Annotated in this window: 18 protein-coding genes; 7 read left to right on the top strand and 11 right to left on the bottom strand. The window is 61.8% G+C overall.

All coding sequences use genetic code 11. The features are described from left to right. Positions 1-74 precede the first annotated feature (74 nt). The 7 genes from N8H71_RS05955 to N8H71_RS05925 all read right to left on the bottom strand — a co-directional run bounded on the left by N8H71_RS05955 (position 75) and on the right by N8H71_RS05925 (position 6,258). A complete protein-coding gene (locus N8H71_RS05955; protein ID WP_262193272.1) occupies positions 75-2,015 on the bottom strand; it encodes a response regulator in 1,941 nt (646 codons plus the stop codon). Next, on the bottom strand, positions 2,005-2,880 hold the full coding sequence (locus N8H71_RS05950) for a sensor histidine kinase (protein ID WP_262193271.1): 876 nt from the start codon (positions 2,878-2,880) through the stop codon (positions 2,005-2,007). The genes N8H71_RS05955 and N8H71_RS05950 overlap by 11 nt, the downstream gene beginning before the upstream one ends. After that, positions 2,873-3,883 (bottom strand): ATP-binding protein, encoded by a 1,011-nt coding sequence (locus tag N8H71_RS05945; RefSeq protein ID WP_262193486.1) that lies wholly within the window; start codon positions 3,881-3,883, stop codon positions 2,873-2,875. The genes N8H71_RS05950 and N8H71_RS05945 overlap by 8 nt, the downstream gene beginning before the upstream one ends. Then, positions 3,880-4,284, bottom strand: a complete 405-nt coding sequence (locus tag N8H71_RS05940; protein ID WP_262193270.1) for an anti-sigma regulatory factor — start codon at positions 4,282-4,284, stop codon at positions 3,880-3,882. The genes N8H71_RS05945 and N8H71_RS05940 overlap by 4 nt, the downstream gene beginning before the upstream one ends. Further along, entirely contained in the window at positions 4,281-4,643 is a 363-nt protein-coding gene (locus tag N8H71_RS05935; RefSeq protein ID WP_262193269.1) for an STAS domain-containing protein, read from the bottom strand. The genes N8H71_RS05940 and N8H71_RS05935 overlap by 4 nt, the downstream gene beginning before the upstream one ends. Before the next feature lie 3 nt (positions 4,644-4,646). Then, entirely contained in the window at positions 4,647-5,498 is an 852-nt protein-coding gene (locus N8H71_RS05930; protein ID WP_262193268.1) for an STAS domain-containing protein, read from the bottom strand. Positions 5,499-5,736: 238 nt separating this feature from the next. Beyond that, positions 5,737-6,258 carry a DUF4142 domain-containing protein gene (locus N8H71_RS05925; RefSeq protein ID WP_262193267.1) on the bottom strand — a complete coding sequence of 174 codons (522 nt, stop codon included), beginning with the start codon at positions 6,256-6,258 and terminating at the stop codon, positions 5,737-5,739. A 205-nt stretch (positions 6,259-6,463) separates the two neighbouring features. Between N8H71_RS05925 and N8H71_RS05920 the strand changes: the two genes are divergently transcribed. Both N8H71_RS05920 and N8H71_RS05915 read left to right on the top strand, forming a co-directional pair. After that, a complete protein-coding gene (locus N8H71_RS05920) occupies positions 6,464-6,706 on the top strand; it encodes a YdcH family protein (RefSeq protein WP_007959466.1) in 243 nt (80 codons plus the stop codon). Between the two features lie 109 nt (positions 6,707-6,815). Further along, the gene (locus tag N8H71_RS05915; RefSeq protein ID WP_178081267.1) at positions 6,816-6,986 is read left to right on the top strand and encodes a hypothetical protein; all 171 of its coding nucleotides are present in this window, start codon (positions 6,816-6,818) and stop codon (positions 6,984-6,986) included. Positions 6,987-7,094: 108 nt separating this feature from the next. Here N8H71_RS05915 and N8H71_RS05910 read toward each other — a convergent pair whose 3' ends face one another. The 4 genes from N8H71_RS05910 to N8H71_RS05895 form a co-directional block, all read right to left on the bottom strand. After that, positions 7,095-8,111, bottom strand: a complete 1,017-nt coding sequence (locus N8H71_RS05910) for an SMP-30/gluconolactonase/LRE family protein (protein WP_279309533.1) — start codon at positions 8,109-8,111, stop codon at positions 7,095-7,097. Positions 8,112-8,167: 56 nt separating this feature from the next. Beyond that, positions 8,168-9,313 carry a sterol desaturase family protein gene (locus tag N8H71_RS05905; RefSeq protein WP_262193265.1) on the bottom strand — a complete coding sequence of 382 codons (1,146 nt, stop codon included), beginning with the start codon at positions 9,311-9,313 and terminating at the stop codon, positions 8,168-8,170. A gap of 108 nt (positions 9,314-9,421) precedes the next feature. Next, positions 9,422-10,285: a LysR family transcriptional regulator gene (locus tag N8H71_RS05900; RefSeq protein WP_039768849.1), complete on the bottom strand. Its 864-nt coding sequence runs from the start codon at positions 10,283-10,285 to the stop codon at positions 9,422-9,424. Between the two features lie 163 nt (positions 10,286-10,448). After that, the gene (locus tag N8H71_RS05895) at positions 10,449-12,167 is read right to left on the bottom strand and encodes a hydrogenase maturation protein (RefSeq protein ID WP_262193264.1); all 1,719 of its coding nucleotides are present in this window, start codon (positions 12,165-12,167) and stop codon (positions 10,449-10,451) included. A gap of 298 nt (positions 12,168-12,465) precedes the next feature. Here N8H71_RS05895 and N8H71_RS05890 point away from each other — a divergent pair, with 298 nt between their 5' ends. The 5 genes from N8H71_RS05890 to N8H71_RS05870 all read left to right on the top strand — a co-directional run bounded on the left by N8H71_RS05890 (position 12,466) and on the right by N8H71_RS05870 (position 18,178). Beyond that, positions 12,466-12,972 carry a sigma-70 family RNA polymerase sigma factor gene (locus N8H71_RS05890; protein WP_262193263.1) on the top strand — a complete coding sequence of 169 codons (507 nt, stop codon included), beginning with the start codon at positions 12,466-12,468 and terminating at the stop codon, positions 12,970-12,972. Beyond that, positions 12,969-13,916, top strand: coding sequence for a FecR domain-containing protein (locus N8H71_RS05885; RefSeq protein WP_262193262.1), 948 nt, complete (start codon positions 12,969-12,971; stop codon positions 13,914-13,916). Before N8H71_RS05890 ends, N8H71_RS05885 begins: the two co-directional genes overlap by 4 nt. Before the next feature lie 91 nt (positions 13,917-14,007). Next, on the top strand, positions 14,008-16,932 hold the full coding sequence (locus tag N8H71_RS05880) for a TonB-dependent receptor (protein ID WP_262193261.1): 2,925 nt from the start codon (positions 14,008-14,010) through the stop codon (positions 16,930-16,932). 254 nt (positions 16,933-17,186) lie between these two features. Further along, positions 17,187-17,678: an antitoxin Xre/MbcA/ParS toxin-binding domain-containing protein gene (locus N8H71_RS05875; protein ID WP_262193485.1), complete on the top strand. Its 492-nt coding sequence runs from the start codon at positions 17,187-17,189 to the stop codon at positions 17,676-17,678. Next, positions 17,675-18,178, top strand: coding sequence for an RES family NAD+ phosphorylase (locus tag N8H71_RS05870; RefSeq protein ID WP_262193260.1), 504 nt, complete (start codon positions 17,675-17,677; stop codon positions 18,176-18,178). The genes N8H71_RS05875 and N8H71_RS05870 overlap by 4 nt, the downstream gene beginning before the upstream one ends. The last annotated feature ends 27 nt before the right edge of the window (positions 18,179-18,205 follow it).

The raw sequence follows: 18,205 nt of genomic DNA, 5'->3' as shown, positions 1-18,205 counted from the left end.
AGGAGGTGTGTCAAATTGAAACTTTTTGGCTGACACACCGTTTTCGCGAGCAAGCTCGCTCCCACAGGGGAGTGTCAGGCGCCATCGAGTGTGCGCCGTACCTTGTCCAGCAACTCACGGATCTGGAACGGTTTGACCAGCATCTCCATGCCCGCACCGAGAAACACCTGACGATTGATCGCGGTTTCCGCGTAACCGGTCATGAACAGGATCGGTAGCCCTTCACGCCAGCCCCGGGCAACGTCTGCCAGTTCACGGCCGGTCATGCGTGGTAGGCCGACATCGGTCAGCAGCAGGTTGATCGACGGGTCATTCTGCAAACGCTCCAGCGCGGTTTCGATATCGGCCGCCTGAGTGCAGCGGTAACCGGCGTCTTCCAGCACTTCAGTGACGAACATCCGGACTGAGGCCATGTCCTCGACGATCAGCACATGCTCGGTGCCCCGTGGATCAATCGCCGCCGGTGTCACATCGACAGAAGTCGAATCAGTGGTGGCCGGCAACATGATCGTCACTTCGGTGCCGCGTCGGGCCACACTGCGGATGTGCGCATCGCCACCGGACTGACGGGCGAAACCGTAGATCGTCGATAACCCCAGCCCGGTGCCTTGGCCCAGTGGTTTGGTGGTGAAGAACGGGTCGAACACCTTGTCGATGACGCTGTGCTCGATGCCGGTACCGTCATCGCGTACCGACAGCGCCACGTAGGAACCATCGGTGAGGTTCGGATCGCCGTGGGAGTACGCAGCGTAGGTACTGACCCAGATATTGCCGCCCTGCGGCAACGCATCACGGGCATTGATCACCAGGTTGAGCACCGCGCTTTCCAGCTGGATCGGGTCAACCAGCGCGATGGCCGGTTTAGTGGTCAGCTCAAGCTTGAGGGCGATGCGTTCGCCGATGGTGCGCACCAGCAATTCTTCAAGCGAACGCACGTGATCGTTGATGTCCACCGGCCGGGTGTCGAGCGGTTGCTGGCGGGCAAAGGCCAGCAGGCGATGGGTGAGGGACGCCGCACTGGTCGCGGAGTTGAGCGCCGCTTCGGTGTAGAACTGGACTTTGTCCAGACGGGCATCGGCGACGCGTTTCTGAATCAGCTCAAGGCTGGTGATGATCCCGGTCAGCAGGTTGTTGAAGTCATGGGCGATGCCGCCGGTGAGTTTGCCCAGCGCATCCATTTTCTGTACTTGCAGCAGCTGCGATTCGGCGCGGACCCGGTCGGCGACTTCCTTGGCCAATTGCGTGGTGGTGTCGTCCAGCCGCGCCAGGTGCGAGCGTTCGCGGTGACGGTGTTCGGTGACGTCTTCGACGAACACCAGGCTCAGTTTCGGGGTGCGGTAGGGGGAAATCTGCCACTCGGTTTCGCGGATCTCGCCCTGCACGCGCATGTTCAGCGTGCCTTTCCAGCGTTCGCCGTCCTCCAGCCGCAGGCGCAGTTCGTCGAGGATCGCGCTCTGATCCTCGGCAAAGCATTCGCTGAGGGTCTGCGGGTCGCGGTTGTCCTGGATCAGCTGGGAGAAGGCGTGGTTGCATTCGTGGACCTTGAGCGATGCGTCGACGACTGCAATCGGCGCCGAGACGTTGACGAAAATCTCGCGGAAACGTGCCTCGCTCTCTCGCAGCGCATTTTCGGTGTCACGCACACGCAGCAAGGTGCGCAGGGTGGCCAGCAGCACATCCGGGTCCACGGGATGAATCAGATAGGCATCGGCCCCGGCGTCGAGGCCGGTGATGATGTCGCCGGTCTGGATCGAGGCCGCCGAAACATGAATCACCGGAAGCAGGGCCGTCCTTGTGTCGGAGCGCAATTCGCGGACGATATCGAAGCCGCTCATGTCCGGGAGGTTGACGTCGAGAATCAACGCATCCAGGTTTTCACTGCCGATCAGCGACAAACCTTCGCTGCCGGTGCCGGCCTCCAGCACCTCATAGTCGTGGCGCTCCAGTCGTCGGCGCAACGCGTAGCGGGTGGCGACGTTGTCATCGACGATCAACAGACGTATGTCACGTTTCATCGACGCTCTCCTGGGCAATCGCCAGCGGAATGATCACAAAAAAGGTCGAGCCGATGCCCGGAGCGCTTTCTACGCCGACTTCACCGCTCAGTAGCTCGGCGAAGCGTTTGCACAGCGACAGTCCGAGCCCGGTGCCGCGCAGGCGCTTTTGCAACGGCGAGTCGACCTGGGAAAAGTCTTCGAACAGTTTGCCGTGCAATTCAGGCGCGATGCCGATGCCTGTGTCGCTGACAGCGAAGCGAACCCTGTCTGCACCGTCCAGTCGTGCCGAGACCCGGACTTCGCCACGGGTGGTGAACTTCAGCGAGTTGGAAATGAAGTTGCGCAGGATCTGCGCGAGTTTCTTGTCGTCGGTGTAAAGACGCGGCAGGCCGACCGGCTCCTCGAAAATCAGGTCCACCGCCGTGGCATCGACAATCGGCCGGAACATCCCCCGCAGTGCTGCGAACAGGTCGAACATGTCGAACCACGCCGGGGAAATAGTGATACGCCCGGCCTCGATTTTTGCCAGATCGAGCAGGTCGTCGACCATGTCGCTGAGCTCTCGGGCGGCGCTGCTGACGAACGCCACCTGTTTGTGCTGCTCGGGGCTGAGCGGGCCGTCGAGTTCGTCGGCCAACAGGCTGTTGATACTCAGGATCGAGCCCAGCGGGGTGCGGAATTCGTGGCTCATGTACGACAGGAAGCGGCTTTTCAGGTCGGACGCCTGACGCAGTTGTTCGGCCTGGGTGTCGAGTTCCGCGTACAGGGCCAGCACGCCCTGATTGGTCTCGTCGAGCTCTTCGCGCAACGCGGTGGTTTCGCTCTGCAACTGGGCGATCAGCGCCGCCTGCTCGGCGCTGCTCAAGGTCGGGGACTCAGCCATGGGCGGCCTCCAGGGCAACGACCAGCACCGTTACATCGTCGCGCCCGCGACAGAAATCGCGGTGCAGGACGGTGGCTATCACGGCGGGATGGCGATGCACCAGACCGGGGTAGTCTTGAAGGTTCCAACGGGACTGCAAGCCGTCGCTGTACATGATCAATAGATGTCCGTTCACGTGAGCATAGTCAAAGGGCTGGGCTTTTCGGTATTGGCCGCCGACGATCCCCGGATGCGAGGCCAGTCCGCGGGACTTGTCAGCAGTCACCAGACTGGCGCCGATGTTGCCGACACCGGCATAGGTCAGGCTGTCTCGTTCGCCATGAAACTGCGCAAATGCCACCGCGCCGCCACGGGTGCCGATCATTTCCCGGTGCAGGTCTTCCATCAGCAACACCGGGGCGGCGAATGGGGTGAGGGCGAAGGCTTTCTCACCGGCCCGTCCGGCGCGCTCGGCGTCTTCGCCATGGCCCAGACCGTCGACGATCAGGGCGCTGATGTCCGGCCCGTTGAACGCCAGATGCCAGACATCACCGCACGCGGGGTCGTTGTGCAGTGAATGCTGACTGACGCCGAAGCGCAGATCTGCCTGTCGGTCGGTGCGCGGATACAGGCGTGCCAGCAACACCGCGCCTCGGGCGTCAGCGTAGACATCAAAGACTTCGGTCTGACGCGACACCGCGCCGAGCCCGATTCCCTGCGTGCCGCCCGTGGAAAAACCGTCGGCCATGCATGCATCGAGGTCGAAGCCACCGGCACGGTCAACCGCGAGCATTTCGAGGCCGAAACCATCGACGCGCTTCAACACGCGCAGGTGCAATTCGCCGTGCGTCGCGTGTTTCAGCACGTTGCTCGCCAGTTCCGTGGCCACCAGCGCGACTCGTCCGGCATCGCGCTCATCGAAACCGTGCTGCTCGGCGAGTTGCTGCGCCGTGCGCCGGGCATGGCCGATCTGGCTGCTGTCCTCGATCGGCAGCACTCGGGTCAGACTCCCGCTGATGTTCATGTCCATCGGGTGATCGTTATGCGAGTGCCTTCGCCGGGCGCGGTGTCCAGTTCGAACTCGTCCACCAGCCGTTTGGCCCCGGTCAGGCCCAGGCCCAGGCCGCTGCCGGAGGTCCAGCCATCGGTCATCGCCAGTTTTATGTCGGCAATGCCCGGTCCCTCGTCGCGAAAGGTCAGGCGCAGGCCAACCTTGTGATTTTCGTCGAGGATCTGCCAGTCCATGTCACCGCCACCGCCGTAGACCATGGTGTTACGCGCCAGCTCGCTGACGGCGGTCACCAGTTTGGTCAGGTCGATCAGGCGCATGCCGCACTCGGTAGCCAGTTTGCGCGCCTGTTGCCGGGCCAGTACCACGTCCTGCTCGATTTTGATCGGTTGTGTACCACTGCTGCGCACGGTCATTGCTGGCGTACTCGTTCCTGCAACAGTTTCATGCCGCGCTCGACGTTCAGCGCGGTGCTGACGCCCGGCAGGTTCAGGCCGAGCTCGACCAGCGTGATTGCGACCGCCGGTTGCATGCCGACCAGCATGATTTCGGCGTCCATGATTTTAGACAGGCCGGAAATGGTGCCGATCATCCGGCCGATGAACGAATCGACCATGTCCAGCGCGGAGATGTCGATCAACACCCCGCGCGCCGAGGTCTTGCTGATGCGCTCGGACAGGTCGTCCTGGAGGGTGAGGGCGAGCTGGTCATGCATGTCGACCTGGATGGTCACCAGCAGGAAGTCGCCCATCTGAAGAATCGGGATACGTTCCATGGCTCAGGCCGTCTTGGTCAGTGTGACGCCGATACGGGTCAGGGCCAGTTTCAATGCGTCGGCCAGATTGGCCTTGGTCACCACGCCTTGCAGGTCGAGGCCGAGGTGGACAATGGTCTGGGCGATCTGCGGACGCACGCCGCTGATGATGCAATCGGCGCCCATCAGGCGGATCGCGGTCACGGTTTTCAGCAGGTGCTGGGCCACCAGGGTGTCGACGGTCGGCACGCCGGTGATGTCGATGATGGCGATTTCCGAACCGGTGTCGACGATGCGTTGCAGCAGGGATTCCATCACGACCTGCGTGCGTTGCGAGTCGAGGGTGCCGATCATTGGCAGGGCCAGCACGCCGTCCCACAGCTTGACCACCGGCGTGGACAATTCCAGCAGTTCTTCCTGCTGACGCTTGATCACCGCTTCACGGGATTTCTGGAACGTGCGGATGGTGTGCAGGCCGAAGGCGTCGAGCAGTTCGGAGATTTCCCAGAGCTGTTCGGCCAGCAGCGCCGGCTGTTCCCGGTAATGACTTTGCAGCAAGGCGAACAGCGGGCCTTTGAGGGCGAAGATGAAACTGGCGGTCTGCTGCGAATCCTGGCCGAGCAGGGCACGGCTGTGGGAGAGCTTTTCGAGGAACTGGCGGGTAGCTTCCCAGCCCGGCGCAGCGATGTTTGTGCCGTTTTCGTTTTCCAGCCCGGAGACCACCAGTTGCAGAAACTCGCTGGTCTGTTGCTGTACATCGAGTTCCTTGAGATTGCGGGTGGCACCGCTATCGACCAACCCTTGAATCCATTCACCCAGCAGTTGTGCCTGATTGTTCTTCATCGCATCGAGTGTGCTGTTCTGCAGTGCTGCCATGTGCGTTTTGCTCCGTCGCGAATGGGGGGCCGGTGCGAGGAAAATGACCGGCGCGAAGTCAATGACATTTGCCGTTTCAAATAGTTGTTCGTTCTCGCGGGGATATTTTTGATTTATCGCAAGAAACGCACCGGTAACTCTAGTCGTCATGGCTGGCGGCGCTGATTTTTTGCGTAAAACGGTGGGCCAAAAAAAGAGGCCGCGTCCAATGGAGGCGGCCTCTTGAGGTGCGCTGCGTCTATTTGCTCGGGTGTTTGGCCTGCAATTCCTTGGCGGCTGCCAGGTGTTTTTGCAGCCCCGGAAGCATTTTCTGCGCAAAGCCCTTGAGCTCGGTGGCGCCTTTTACCTTGTCGTCGGTCACGGTGTTGGCCTGTTTCTCGAACAGTTGAATGGCTTCTTCGTGGGCCTTGACCTGATTGTTGGCGTACGCCGCATCGAAGGATTCATCGCGGACTTCGAGGATTTTTTCCTTGGCCTGTTTGACCAGCGTGGTGGTGTCCGGCACTTCGATGTCGTGGGCCTTGGCGATGGTGGCCAGTTCATCGTTGGCCTTGCCGTGGTCGGTGATCATCATGTTGGCGAAAGCCTTGATGTCGGCCGACTGGCTCTTCTCCAGCGCCAGGCGGCTGGTTTCGATCTCGGCGATGCCGCCAGCAGCGGCGTTGTCGACGAAGTCATTGTCGGTGGCAGCGAAGGCCGAGCCCATGCCGGTGCTCAACGCAACGGCCAGAAAGAGATGACGCAGTTTGAATCCGTCCATTGGTGTTTCTCCACGCGGTTTTTTGTGAGCGTTAATCAATGGAGGGAACGGCGCGGAGAAAGGTTTTATCGCATTTGCGAAAGGGCGACGAACGGGCACCGCTGGTCTGACAGGTGGTCGACAGAACAGGCCAACCGAGGCCATTCTGATACCTGGCCAGCGCAATCGGTCGCGTTGGCTGCCGATCAACTGACGGAGGTGTTCCATGCCGGTGACCCATGATCTGTTACAGGACTTGAAACTAACAAAGGAAGAGATCCAGCAACGACGCACCGCGGATCCACATCTGGATGCACTGATCAACAAGTATTCCCAGGCGGACGCCGAAGTCGTCAAGGCCGAGACAGCGACCTCGGATGCGCCGAGCGACGACACACTCAAGAAACTCAAAGAGAAACGCCTGCAGGTCAAAGACAAGATCGTCGAGCAGTTGCAGGCCCGAACCTGACCGTCAGTCGCGCCACCGGCTTTCGGTGGTGAAACGACTGGAACGACAACCCCGACCGGCACCTCGAATGTTCAGAGTCTTCACATAGCGACTCTCAGCGAGGTGCCTTATGAACAAGCCAAAATTCCCCAGTGAAGAGCAGGGGGCATTCGACCCCGTTCCCACGCATCCCGAGCCGAACAGTCCGGCGCACACCGTCCGTAATCCTGAAGAGGAACGCAAGCGCGAGGACGTGCCGGAGGATGAAGACCCGGACAAGTTCGATCGGTCCAGCAACTGACAATCCGCTATCGCCAGCAGGCTGGCTCCCACATTTGGAATGCAATCCGACAGTGGGAGCCAGCCTGCTGGCGATAGGGCCATTCGATTCACTACACAAGCCCGGTCCTCACTTCAAGGCCGCCTCCAACGGCATCCGCGCCATGTGCGTGGCCTTCAGCGAGCCGAAATACAACCAGTCGCCATACTCGCGCGCCGTGGTGATCGGCGAGTAATTGCCGGCGCTGGCGTCCTGCAGATTGGCGATCACCTTGCCCTCCAGATCCAGCCCCAGCACGAACCCGCGCTTCTCCACCGGTTTGGGCACGACGGTCATCGCCCGCACGATCATCTTGCGCACGAACGGGTGCGGCGCGGTGCGGTCGAGCAGCGGATTACGCGGTGTGTACAGCGCCACCCAGAAGCGATCCCGACCATTGAACGCGAGGTTGTCGGGCAGCCCCGGCAGGTTGTCGATGAACAGGTCGTGAGTGCCGGCCTTCGGTCCGGTCAGCCAATAGCGGCTGATCCGGTAGGCGCCGGTTTCGTTGACCAGCACATAGGCGTCTTCCGGGCCGAGAGTCACGCCGTTGGCGAACTCCAGCTTGTCCAGCAGCACGCTCGTTTTGCCAGTCTGGAAGTCGTAACGCAGCAGGCGTCCATCGCCGCCGTGCTCGATGATCGCTTCGCCATCGTGGCCGTAACCCCAGCGACTCGACGCATCACTGAAGTAGGCGTAATGCCCGGACTTGTCGATGGCCACGTCATCGGTGAAACCGAATGGCAAGCCATTGGCCTCGGTGGTCAGCGCCACCAGCCGGCCCTGCGCATCGAGGGACAGCAAACCCTTGACCCCGTCGGCGATCACCAGCAAGCCGTTGGGATGCCGCGCCAGCCCCAGCGGCCGGCCGCCGGTATCCGCCAGCACTTTGCGTTGCTGACCGTCGAGGCTGGTACGCAGCAAGCGGCCGTCGTGCAGGCCGGTGATCAGGAAGTCGTTCTCCAGCAGCAGCGCTTCCGGGCCTTCGATGTCACTTGGGCCGACTTGCGCCGCGCCCTTGAGTCGCTGATTGTCAGCGTATTGGCCTTCCGTCAGCGAGGGCGCCGGTTGCGGTGTCCAGGCCACGGGCTCGACTTTGGTCGGCATCAACAGCAAAAAGCCCAGAACCCCGACAATCAGCAGCAACACCAGATAACGCCATCTCACACGTGGGCTCCCGCGAGTGCCAGGTGCCGGGTCGCCATGTCACGCAGGGCCAGCATCGAAGCCGCCGATTCACGATCGATGCGACGCTTGAGCAGCAGGTGGTTGGCGATGCGCAGGCCGATGCCCTCAAACTGATAATCGAGGGTGCGCACGAAGCGCGTCGCGTCGTTTTGCGCCGAGCATTCATAGGTCAGCAGCAGCGACAGACCCTGATCACCCTGGGCACGCGCGCACCAGCGTCGACCGGGCAAATACTCGGTGACCTCCCAGCGCAAATGCCCCTCGCGCCCGCCGGCGTGGATGTCTTCATCGAATCGCGCACCGGCATGCAGCGCACCGCTGGGGCCGTCGATCTTCAGTGAAGACGGATGCCACTCCGGCCAGCGACTGACGGTGGCGGCGTAGGCGAGGACGGCGATCGGATCGCCGGCGATGTCGACTGTGTGCTGCATGCGGGTCATGGGCGTTCTCGAGTCGGTCAGAGGGGCGGTTTCCGGCTCCCAATAGAGGGTGCCGAACAGGTAGTCCATCAGTGGAAAAACGATATTGAAATTGCGCTCCTGCATGCGCTCGCGGCGGTGATGCAGCTCGTGCAGACGGCGCATCTGGCGGATCCACGGCAGACGGGTCAACGGGTTCTGCGGCGGCAGATGCTCGCAGGCGTGAAATACTTCATAGGTCAGGTAACCGAACACCATGCAGCCGCCGAACAACCCGGCGACGTTGCTGTTGACCTGCGCGAACAGCCACCACAGCGGCAGGGTGATCGCCAGCGTGTGGAGCACGATCAGCCAGGCGGGAAACAGGATCACCCGCCAGTCGCGGGCGCCGTCGTAGGTCATGTGGCCGGGGGTGAAGAAGCTGTGATGGTCGCCGGCATGCCGGGCGTAGAACATCCGCGCGAAGCTCTTTTTGTGGTGGCCGAGGTGGCGGTGCACCATGTACACGCCGAAATTGAAGAACAGCAGGGTCAGCGGCACGGTCAGCCATTCCAGCGGCCGCACCTGGTGCACGCTGCTCCAGAACGCGCCGATGGCCAGCACGCCGAACAACAGCACGAACGCGCCATGCAGCCACGGGTTGTAGCGGGGATGGATCGCCGCACGGTAGCGGCTGCGAAATGCCTCGGTGGTCTGCCTCACTACGGTCACCTGCGGATATTTTTGTTATCCGGGCAGATTAGCCGATCCCGCGGTTCGTGCAGGTCAACCTTCAGGTCACAACTGCCATGCTCCGGTGCAAAGCGGCCGTCAGCTCAACGGGTTCCAGCGCTGCGACCAGTCGTCATCGGCCCTGATCACTTCGCGCAGCAGATCGAACGCCTGTTGCAGGATCGCCGAGTCGCGGTCGCGGGAGTAGACGAGGTAGGTCGGATAGCCGAATTCCGGGGCTTTGGTCACCGGTTCCAGCGCGCCGCTTTCCAGATAAGTGCGCACAACCCGGGTCCGGAAATAACCGCTGCCGCCGTTCTCCAGAATGTACTGCAGGGCCAGCGGGCCGAGGTTGAAGCTCAGGGCGGCCTTGGCCTTTTCCGGCAGGGCGGCGTCGTGCTGGCGGCGGAAGTCCGGGCCCCAGTCGATGTACACGTAGGGGGCAGGGCGGCCGGGGGTGGTCACCAGAATCAGTTTCTCTTCCAGCACCTGCTCGACCTGCAGCCCCGGCCAGTATTCCGGTTGATAGACCAGCGCCGCGTCGAGTACGCCCAGTTCGAGCTGACGCAGCAGGTTTTCGCCGTCGCGGATCTCCATGCGCAGGGCGTGACCTGGGATTTTCTCCCGCAGCTCGGCGGCCCAACTGAGCATCAGCGGATTGCACAGGCTGACCTCGCCGCCGATGTGCAGCACGTTGTGATAGCCCTCGGGCAAGGGCAGGTCGCGGCGCGCCGCTTCCCAGGTCTGCACCAGTTGATTGGCGTAGACCACGAAGGCCTCGCCGTTGGCGGTCAGGCGCGCACCGGCACGGTTGCGCACGAACAGCGTGCTGCCCAACTGGCTTTCGAGTTTCTGCACTCGGGCGGTGATTGCCGTCTGGGTGACGAACAGCTTTTCAGCCGCCGCGGCGAGGCTGCCGTGGCGGACGATTTCCAGAAAAGTGCGGGCGAGATCGATGTCCATGGGCGGGCCGGTGTCTGAGGTGCGCGCATTGTAGATCCACGCCTGATACCGCGTCATCGTTCAATCGCGAGCAGGCTCGCTCCCACCGTTCATGTAGGTTTCGAGGCATCACTGACCGTGGGAGCGAGCCTGCTCGCGATGGCGCTCGGGACTGCGCCGCTGATCAGTTGGCCAACTCGGCCTCCTGCACCCGAGCCCAGTCTTCCACCAACCGCGCCGGCGTGCAGCAGGTCTTGCGTTTGTAAACGAAGTTGCGGCACTTCTCGGCGAACTGATTGCGGTTGTACAGCATGTCTTCCTGCATCTCCTGCAGCTCCGCCTCGCGGCACTGACGGATCAACACATGATCGACCCGCAGCTTGCGCTCCCGCACCGCTGCATAAGTCGGATCGCTCAGCACGCTGTTGGCCCGTTGCAGCAGCCACAGCGAGAACTCGTCCGGGCAGCGCGGGCCGACTTCCTGGACCATGCCCAGTTGCAGCGCCTGCGCAGCGCTGACCGGCAGACAGGCCTGGGTCAATTGTTCCGCCATGGCCGGGCCGACGGCGCGGGGCAGGCTGTAAGTCCAGTATTCCGAGCCGTACAGCCCCATGCTCTTGTAGTGCGGATTGAGCACGATATCGGCGCGGGCAAACACGATGTCAGCCGCCAGCGCCAGCATCACACCGCCAGCGCCGGCATTGCCGGTCACACCGCTGACCACCAGTTGCCGGGCGCTGAGCAGTTCTTCACACACATCATCGATGGCCTGGATATTGGCCCAGGCTTCGGCGCCCGGATCCTCGGCGGCCTGAATCACATTCAAATGCACACCGTTGGAAAAGCTGCCGCGTCCGCCCTTGATCAACAACACCTGAGTGTCACGGGATTTGGCCCAGCGCAGGGCTTCGACCATGCGCCGGCATTGTTCTGTGCTCATGGCGCCGTTGTAGAACTCCAGCGTCAGCTCGCCGACCTGGCCGGACTCGCGATAACGGATCGGCTGATAAGGCTCGTCGCTGAATGGCGCGTTGGCAATCGACCAGTCCAGCACCGGCACGCCAGACAACTGCCCGGCCAGCACATGCCGCGCCGGACGCTTGAAGGTTTCCTCGCCCGGTTGTGGTTTGCGTCGCAGCGAGCCGATCCACAGGCTGTGATCACCGGTCGCCACCAGTACCGCGTCGTCATGCACCGCGAGAATCTCGCCGGGCATGCCGGTGCGCTGATCGAGGTGCGCGTCGTACACGTAATACTGCCCGCCGGCGAGGCTGGCCAATACACCCGGTTGGCCGTCCGCCGCATCGATGCAGCGCTTGATGAAGCGCGAACAGTCGTGCCAGCTGAAGGTGCGATCGTCTTGTTTCATGTTCGGCTGCAAACGCCCGCGCACTGTCGGATCGCTGTAATCCAGCGCCACCGGCACGAAGCCGTCGATGAATTTCTCCACCACTTCGCGGATGCAACGGATCGCCGCATCACTGACCCGGCCGTTGTACAGCTCGGATTTGCGCAGGCCCGTCGGCAGGTTGAATTCGCAGGTGGCCCAGACCGGACCGGCGTCCATTTCTTCCACCGCTTGGAGGGCAGTCACGCCCCAGGACGGCAGCTCGCGCATGATCGCCCAGTCCAGTGCGCTGGCACCGCGATCGCCGACGATGCCGGGGTGAATGATGACGACCGGACGCTGCGGATTGCTCCACAGCGCCTGGGGCACGCGGTCCTTGAGAAACGGGCAGATCACCAGATCAGCGCCGCTGTTTTCAATCTGCTCGCACACGGCGGTTTCGTCGGTGAACAGCACCACGCTGGGTGAGTGCCCGGCCTGACGCAGTTCCAGCCAGGCACGTTGGGTCAGGCCGTTGAACGCCGACGACAGAAGAATGATGTTGAGTGATCGCATGATTGCTCTTCCTTGAAAGGTCAGCCGCAGGCTCCCGGTGAGCCGTCCGTGGCTATCGATGGAGGCGCAAGGTTAGAGACTGGCGTGGCCGGCGCCACTGATCGAGATCAACGTTGTGTCAGCCAGTGTTGCTAGGACGACGACGTGCCTTATTCTCAAAGGTTTGCTGATCCTGATTTTTTATTACTTCAAATGTCGCAGGCGCTATTGCACAGTCGCACCCCTGATCACCGCCGGAAGATCCCGGCGTATCCATGGATTTTCGCAGCGGGTGGAGCCCGTTTTCAGGGAGTAAGGCATGGGGAGTCACAACCCGCATTACCAGGTCATCGGGCAGATGTTCCAAAAGGACTACCGATGGCTGTGTGCAGCGGTCAGCCGTACCCTCGGCTGCCCGCACAGTGCACAGGACATTGCTTCGGAAACTTTTCTTCGGGTCTTGGCATTGCCCGATCCGCTGGCGATTCGCGAACCCCGCGCGCTGTTGACCACGATTGCGCGGCGACTGGTCTATGAAGGCTGGCGCCGTCAGGATCTGGAGCGCGCCTATCTGCAAAGCCTTGCCTTGGCGCCGGAGCCAGTGCACCCGTCGCCCGAGGAACGGGAAATGGTGATCGAAACGTTGCTGGCGGTGGATCGCTTGCTCAATGGTTTGTCGGCCAAGGCCAAGGCTGCGTTTCTTTATCACCAGCTCGACGGCCTGACCTACAGCGAAATCGGCGAACGCCTCGGCGTGTCCACCAGCCGTGTGCAGCAATATATGGTCGAAGCCTTCAAACGCTGCTATCAGGCGATGCAGGCATGAGGCCGGACGAAACGCTGATCGACGAAGCCGCGCAATGGATGGCGCTGCTGCAATCGGGGGATGTCAGCTTGCAGGAGCGTGCAGCCTTCGACGCATGGCGCACGGCGGATCCACGGCATCAGCAGATCATCGAGCAAATGGGCGGCGGGTTGAATCTGCTGCGCCATTCGAACTTGCGCGGATTGCCGCGTGAGAGTGTGCTGCACAGCCTGAATGCGCCGTCCAGTCGCCGTCGATTCATCAGCGGCAGTTTGAGCGTGCTCGGGATCGCGGTGCTGGCCGGTTTGCTCGGTCGACGTTATGGCTGGTTGCCCGAGGCCGGCGACTTGTCGACCGGTACCGGCGAGCGTAGGGAATTCATGCTGGAGGATGGCAGCGCTCTGACCCTCAATGCCCGCAGCCGCGTGGTGCCGCGCTTTAACAATCTCGAGCGTCTGCTGGACCTGCGCAGCGGTGAGCTGCTGATCGATGTCGCGAAAAATCTGGCGCGGCCGTTCGTGGTCGAAACCGAACATGGGCGGATGCGTGCGCTCGGTACGAAATTTCTGGTGCGGCGAGGCGAGGATTCGACGCGGCTGGTGATGCTGCATTCGCAGGTCGAAGTGGTCACCGCCAGCGGCGCGCGGCAAGTGGTGGAGGCGGGCGAAAGCCTGCTGTTCAATGCCCAGGAAATCCTCGCGCTGGAACGCAGCAAAGGACAGGAAAGCGCCTGGGTACAAGGGCGACTCGAAGTGCGCGATCGCCCCTTGAGCGAAGTCATCGACAGCCTGCGTAGCTACCGTCGCGGCATCCTGCACCTGAGCCCGGAGGTCGCCGGTCTGCGCCTCAGCGGTCTCTATCCGCTGGATGACAGCGACCGCACTCTGCAACTGCTGGAGCGTTCGCTGCCGATCCGTGTCACCTGGCACAACCCGTACTGGGTCAGCATCGAAGCACGGTTATAAATCCATAACTTCCCGGTCTATCCGTCCCCCTATAAAAAGCGCCGGCCCGCTGCTCATTCCCTGCAGACGCCTTCAACAGGGAAGCCCCTCAATGTTCTCATTCAAACAACAACAATTGCCCCGCCTGACACTGGCCATCGTACTGGCGACGGGCATGGCGCCGGTCGCCGTTCTGGCACAAGACGCCGCCACTCAGGTCTATACCTTCGACATTGCCGCCGGGGCCCTTGACGAGGTGCTGCTGGACATCTCGCGCCAGACCGGCGTGCCGATTTCCTTCAGCCAGAATCTGGTTCAGGGCAAGCGCAGCAGTGCGGTGCGCGGCGCATTGGGTGGCCGTCAGGCGGTAGAGAAAGCCCTGATCGGCAGCGGTCTGCAAGTCGAGCAAGGCACGCAGGGCCTGAGCATTCGCCCGGCCGATGCGCCGAGCGCGGCGCCCGTGAAAACCGCCGCTGTGACACCCGCCAGCAGCGCCGATTACCGCATGGAAAAAGTCACCGTCACCGGCTCGCGCATTGCCCGCGCGCAGAGCGACGGTGCGACGCCGGTCAACGTCATCACCCACGAAGAGATGGAAGCGCGCGGCTACAAGAACGTCTACGACGCACTCGCCACGCAAACCCAGAACACCGGCATGACCCAGGGCGAAGACTACGGCAACACCTGGCAACCGGCGGCCAGCGCCCTCAACCTGCGTGGCCTCGGCCCCAACCACACACTGGTGCTGATCAATGGCCGGCGGGTCGCCGATTACCCGACGCCGTATGACGGCAAGGTCAACTTCACGAATCTTGCGAATATTCCGTCGGCGATCATCGACCGCATCGAAGTGCTCAGCAGCGGCGCGTCGGCGATCTACGGTTCGGATGCGATTGCCGGGGTGGTGAACATTATCCTCAAGGACAAAATGAACGGCGTCGACGTCAACCTCAAGGGCGGCACCAGCGAGCGCGGTGGCGGTGACAACCAGCGCTTGCAGATCAGTGGCGGCGGCAGTTGGGGCGACTTCGACGGTTTGTTCGGACTTGAACTGACCAACCGCGATCCGATCTGGGCCGATGATCGCGGCTTCATGCAGAGCGGGCCGCTGGCGGATGTCGGCTACCGTCGCGACCTGACCAACAACCGCTATCTGGGACCCGGTTGCGGTGCGTATCAAGGTACGTTCGACAACAAACTGTTCAACAGCGGCGGGCGTTGCCGCACCGACCAGATGTACAACGATTACTGGACGGTGCAGACGCAAAAGGAAAACTACGACGGCTACACCCGTGGCACCTGGCATTTCAGCGACAGCGGCCAGGTCTTCGCCGACTTGATGTACGGCCTCGATCACATCCAGAACAACACGCGCGGCCCGAGCTTTACCTCGCCGGATTTCATCAACCAGAACAGCGGCAATCTTGAGCGCTGGTACCGGCGCTTCGGTGAAGAGGAAATCGGCGGGCGCACCAGCAACAACAGCAAGTGGCGCGATACCTCATGGACCGGCACCCTCGGTCTCTCGGACAAGATCGCCGACACCGGGTGGAACTATGAACTGGCGGCCAACCGGTCCGAATATAAAAGCGTGCGCACCACGCGTTACACGCCGCTGTCGTCGATCCAGGATTTCTACCTTGGTCCGCAACTGGGCACCCGCGACGGTTACCCGGTGTTCGCGCCGGATGCCTCGCGCCTCGACCGGCCACTGACGCCGCAGGAGTGGGAGCAGTTTCGCGGCAACCTGACGCAGAGCAGCAAGTCGGTGTCCACGAGTTACAACGCTTCGGTCAATGGCGAGTTGTTTGACCTGCCGGCCGGCCCGGTGGGATTCGCCGGCGTGCTCGAGGCGGGCAAGCAGGAATATCGCATCGATCCGGACGACAGCCTCAACGACGGCAGTTTCTACGGCGTGACCCCGGCACAAAGCTCCGGTGGCTCGCGCAAGCGTTACGCGGCCGGTGGCGAGTTCAGCATTCCGGTCACTGACACGGTGCTGGCGACAGCAGCAGGCCGCTGGGACCAATACAAATTCAGCGGCCGCACCGAGCAACAGAAAACCTACAACCTCGGCCTGGAATGGCGGCCGGTGAACAGCCTTCTGGTGCGCGGCAGCTACGGCACCAGTTTCCGCGCCCCCGACCTGAACTACATCTATCAGTCCGACAGCAACGGCTACTACCCGGCGCAGATCGACTATTACGGTTGCAGCCAGGGCGTGGAGGGCGCCTGTGATCGCGGGCGGGTCGATTACACCCAGAGCGGCACGGCGGATCTGGAATCCGAACGCGGCAAATCCTGGACGTACGGTTTCGTCTGGTCGCCTTCACGTAATTTCGATTTCTCCACCGACTTCTGGCGGGTGGAGATTGATGACTTGCTGACCACTGTCGACGAAAACCGTCTGTTGCAGCAAGAGAACGAATGTCGCAATGGCACCCAGGACATCAACTCGGCCAATTGCCAGTCGACCCTGGCACGCGTCGATCGCAATCCCGGCAATGCCGCCGTCGATCCCAATCAGTTGCAGCGGGTGCGGGTGAACGCGATCAACGCCGCCAGCGAACGAGTCAGCGGCCTGGACTTCAAGAGCAACATCCGCTGGGGCGCCGGGCAGTACGGCGCGTTCAGTTCGGCGCTGGGCTACACGCTCGTGCTGTCGCATTACTACAAGGAATCGGACGAAGCCCCGACCCAGGATTGGCGTACCTCGCGCACCAATTACGACTGGCGCAGCAAGGTCAACGCCAGCCTGACCTGGGATTACCAGAAAGCCACGGCGACGCTGATGGGGATTCGTTACGGCTCGGTCACCAACGGCGCGGGCGACGGGCGTCTGTCGCCGTGGACGGTGTTCAACGCCAGTGCGCGGTACAAACTCAACGATCGGGCGAGTGTCGGGCTGACCGTGAACAACGTGCTCAATCAGGTCAAGCATGACGACTCGGCTGGATGGCCGTATTACCCGACCGGCAACTATGACCCGTACGGGCGCCAGTGGTGGCTGGATGTGAGTTATCACTTCGGAGGTTGAGGGCTCGGCGTGGCTCGGAAACGGCCTACGGAAGCGGCAGGATTTTTCGCGAAAGAGGGGATATTTCCGACGATATTTTCAGGTTGGTCGTCGGAAGCGTGATCTATAGCATCGGCGATGACATTGAAGTCGTGAATGGCTTGGTCACTCAGGCCTCTGATAATGGATGGATCATGCGAACTGCACACCTCGAATACGAAACGCCTGCTTATTCCGCTCGCCATCAGTGGCGCGATGATCGTGCAAGATGCCCCATGGAGGATGTCGCGTTGCCCAGCGCAAAGGTACCCCGCCTGACGGGCTTGAAGAAGGTCGAGGGCAAACCTGTCGAATTGCTCGTGCATGGCCAGAACATCGGTGATGACGCCTTGCTGATCGTTCACCTGACCGAGGAAGGCTTCCAGTTGAACGACGTCGTCGACATGCTTTCCACCTCCGGGCTTTACCAGCAAGGCGACATGGTCCAACGCATCACTGGCAAGTCCGTCAGAACGGTTCGGCGTCTTCTGAAGGAAGGCAAACCGGTACGGCTTGATCCCCAGCAGAGTGTCATCGCCTACCAATATGCATTGGTGCTGGAGTTGGCCACTCGGGCCTTCGGGGGGCAACCACGGGCGGAGGACTGGATGCAGAAACCCTCTACTTATTTTCACGGTCATGTGCCGCTGGAATTGACAGGACACCCATTGGGCTTTCAGATGGTTGAGCAGTATTTGCAGCAGCTTATCTACGGGGTTTACCCATGAATCCCTTGCCGTGGGACGAGCATTGGTATGCGTGGCGGCTGGATCGCGAGGTTTATGGAGGGACGTGGGACAGCGGGATGGGATCAAAGCTCAGAGGCGGTCGATGGAACATACCAGGACGACGCGTCGTCTACGCATCCGTCGATCCTTCCTCGGCCATTCTTGAGGTGGCAGCCAACCGCAGTTTTGATGCCCTGGACCGCGAACCTTATGTATTGACGTGCTTTGAGGTCATCAGCGATGCGAAGGTGAAAATCGTGCAGCCCGAAGAGGTGCCGAACCCTTACTGGCTGAGCCCTGCACAGCCCTCACCCAATCAGCAATTGTTTGCCGATGCGTTGCTGGCCGAGCACCCGTTTGTACTGATTCCGTCGGCGGCAACCCGGCATTCGTGGAACTTGCTGGTGAGCTGCGACCTGGCAGAGGGGCAGTTCAGGATGGTCTCGCAGGAGAGGTTCGGCCTCGATACCCGACTACTCGGGGAAATGGCGTCAGTCTGATGAAGCGCCATGCTGAATTTTGCATAA

The organism is Pseudomonas koreensis, from assembly GCF_025447595.1.
GTDB lineage: Bacteria > Pseudomonadota > Gammaproteobacteria > Pseudomonadales > Pseudomonadaceae > Aquipseudomonas > Aquipseudomonas koreensis_H.
Note: the sequence above shows the minus strand (reverse complement) of the source record. Positions and strands in the feature narration are given on the sequence as shown.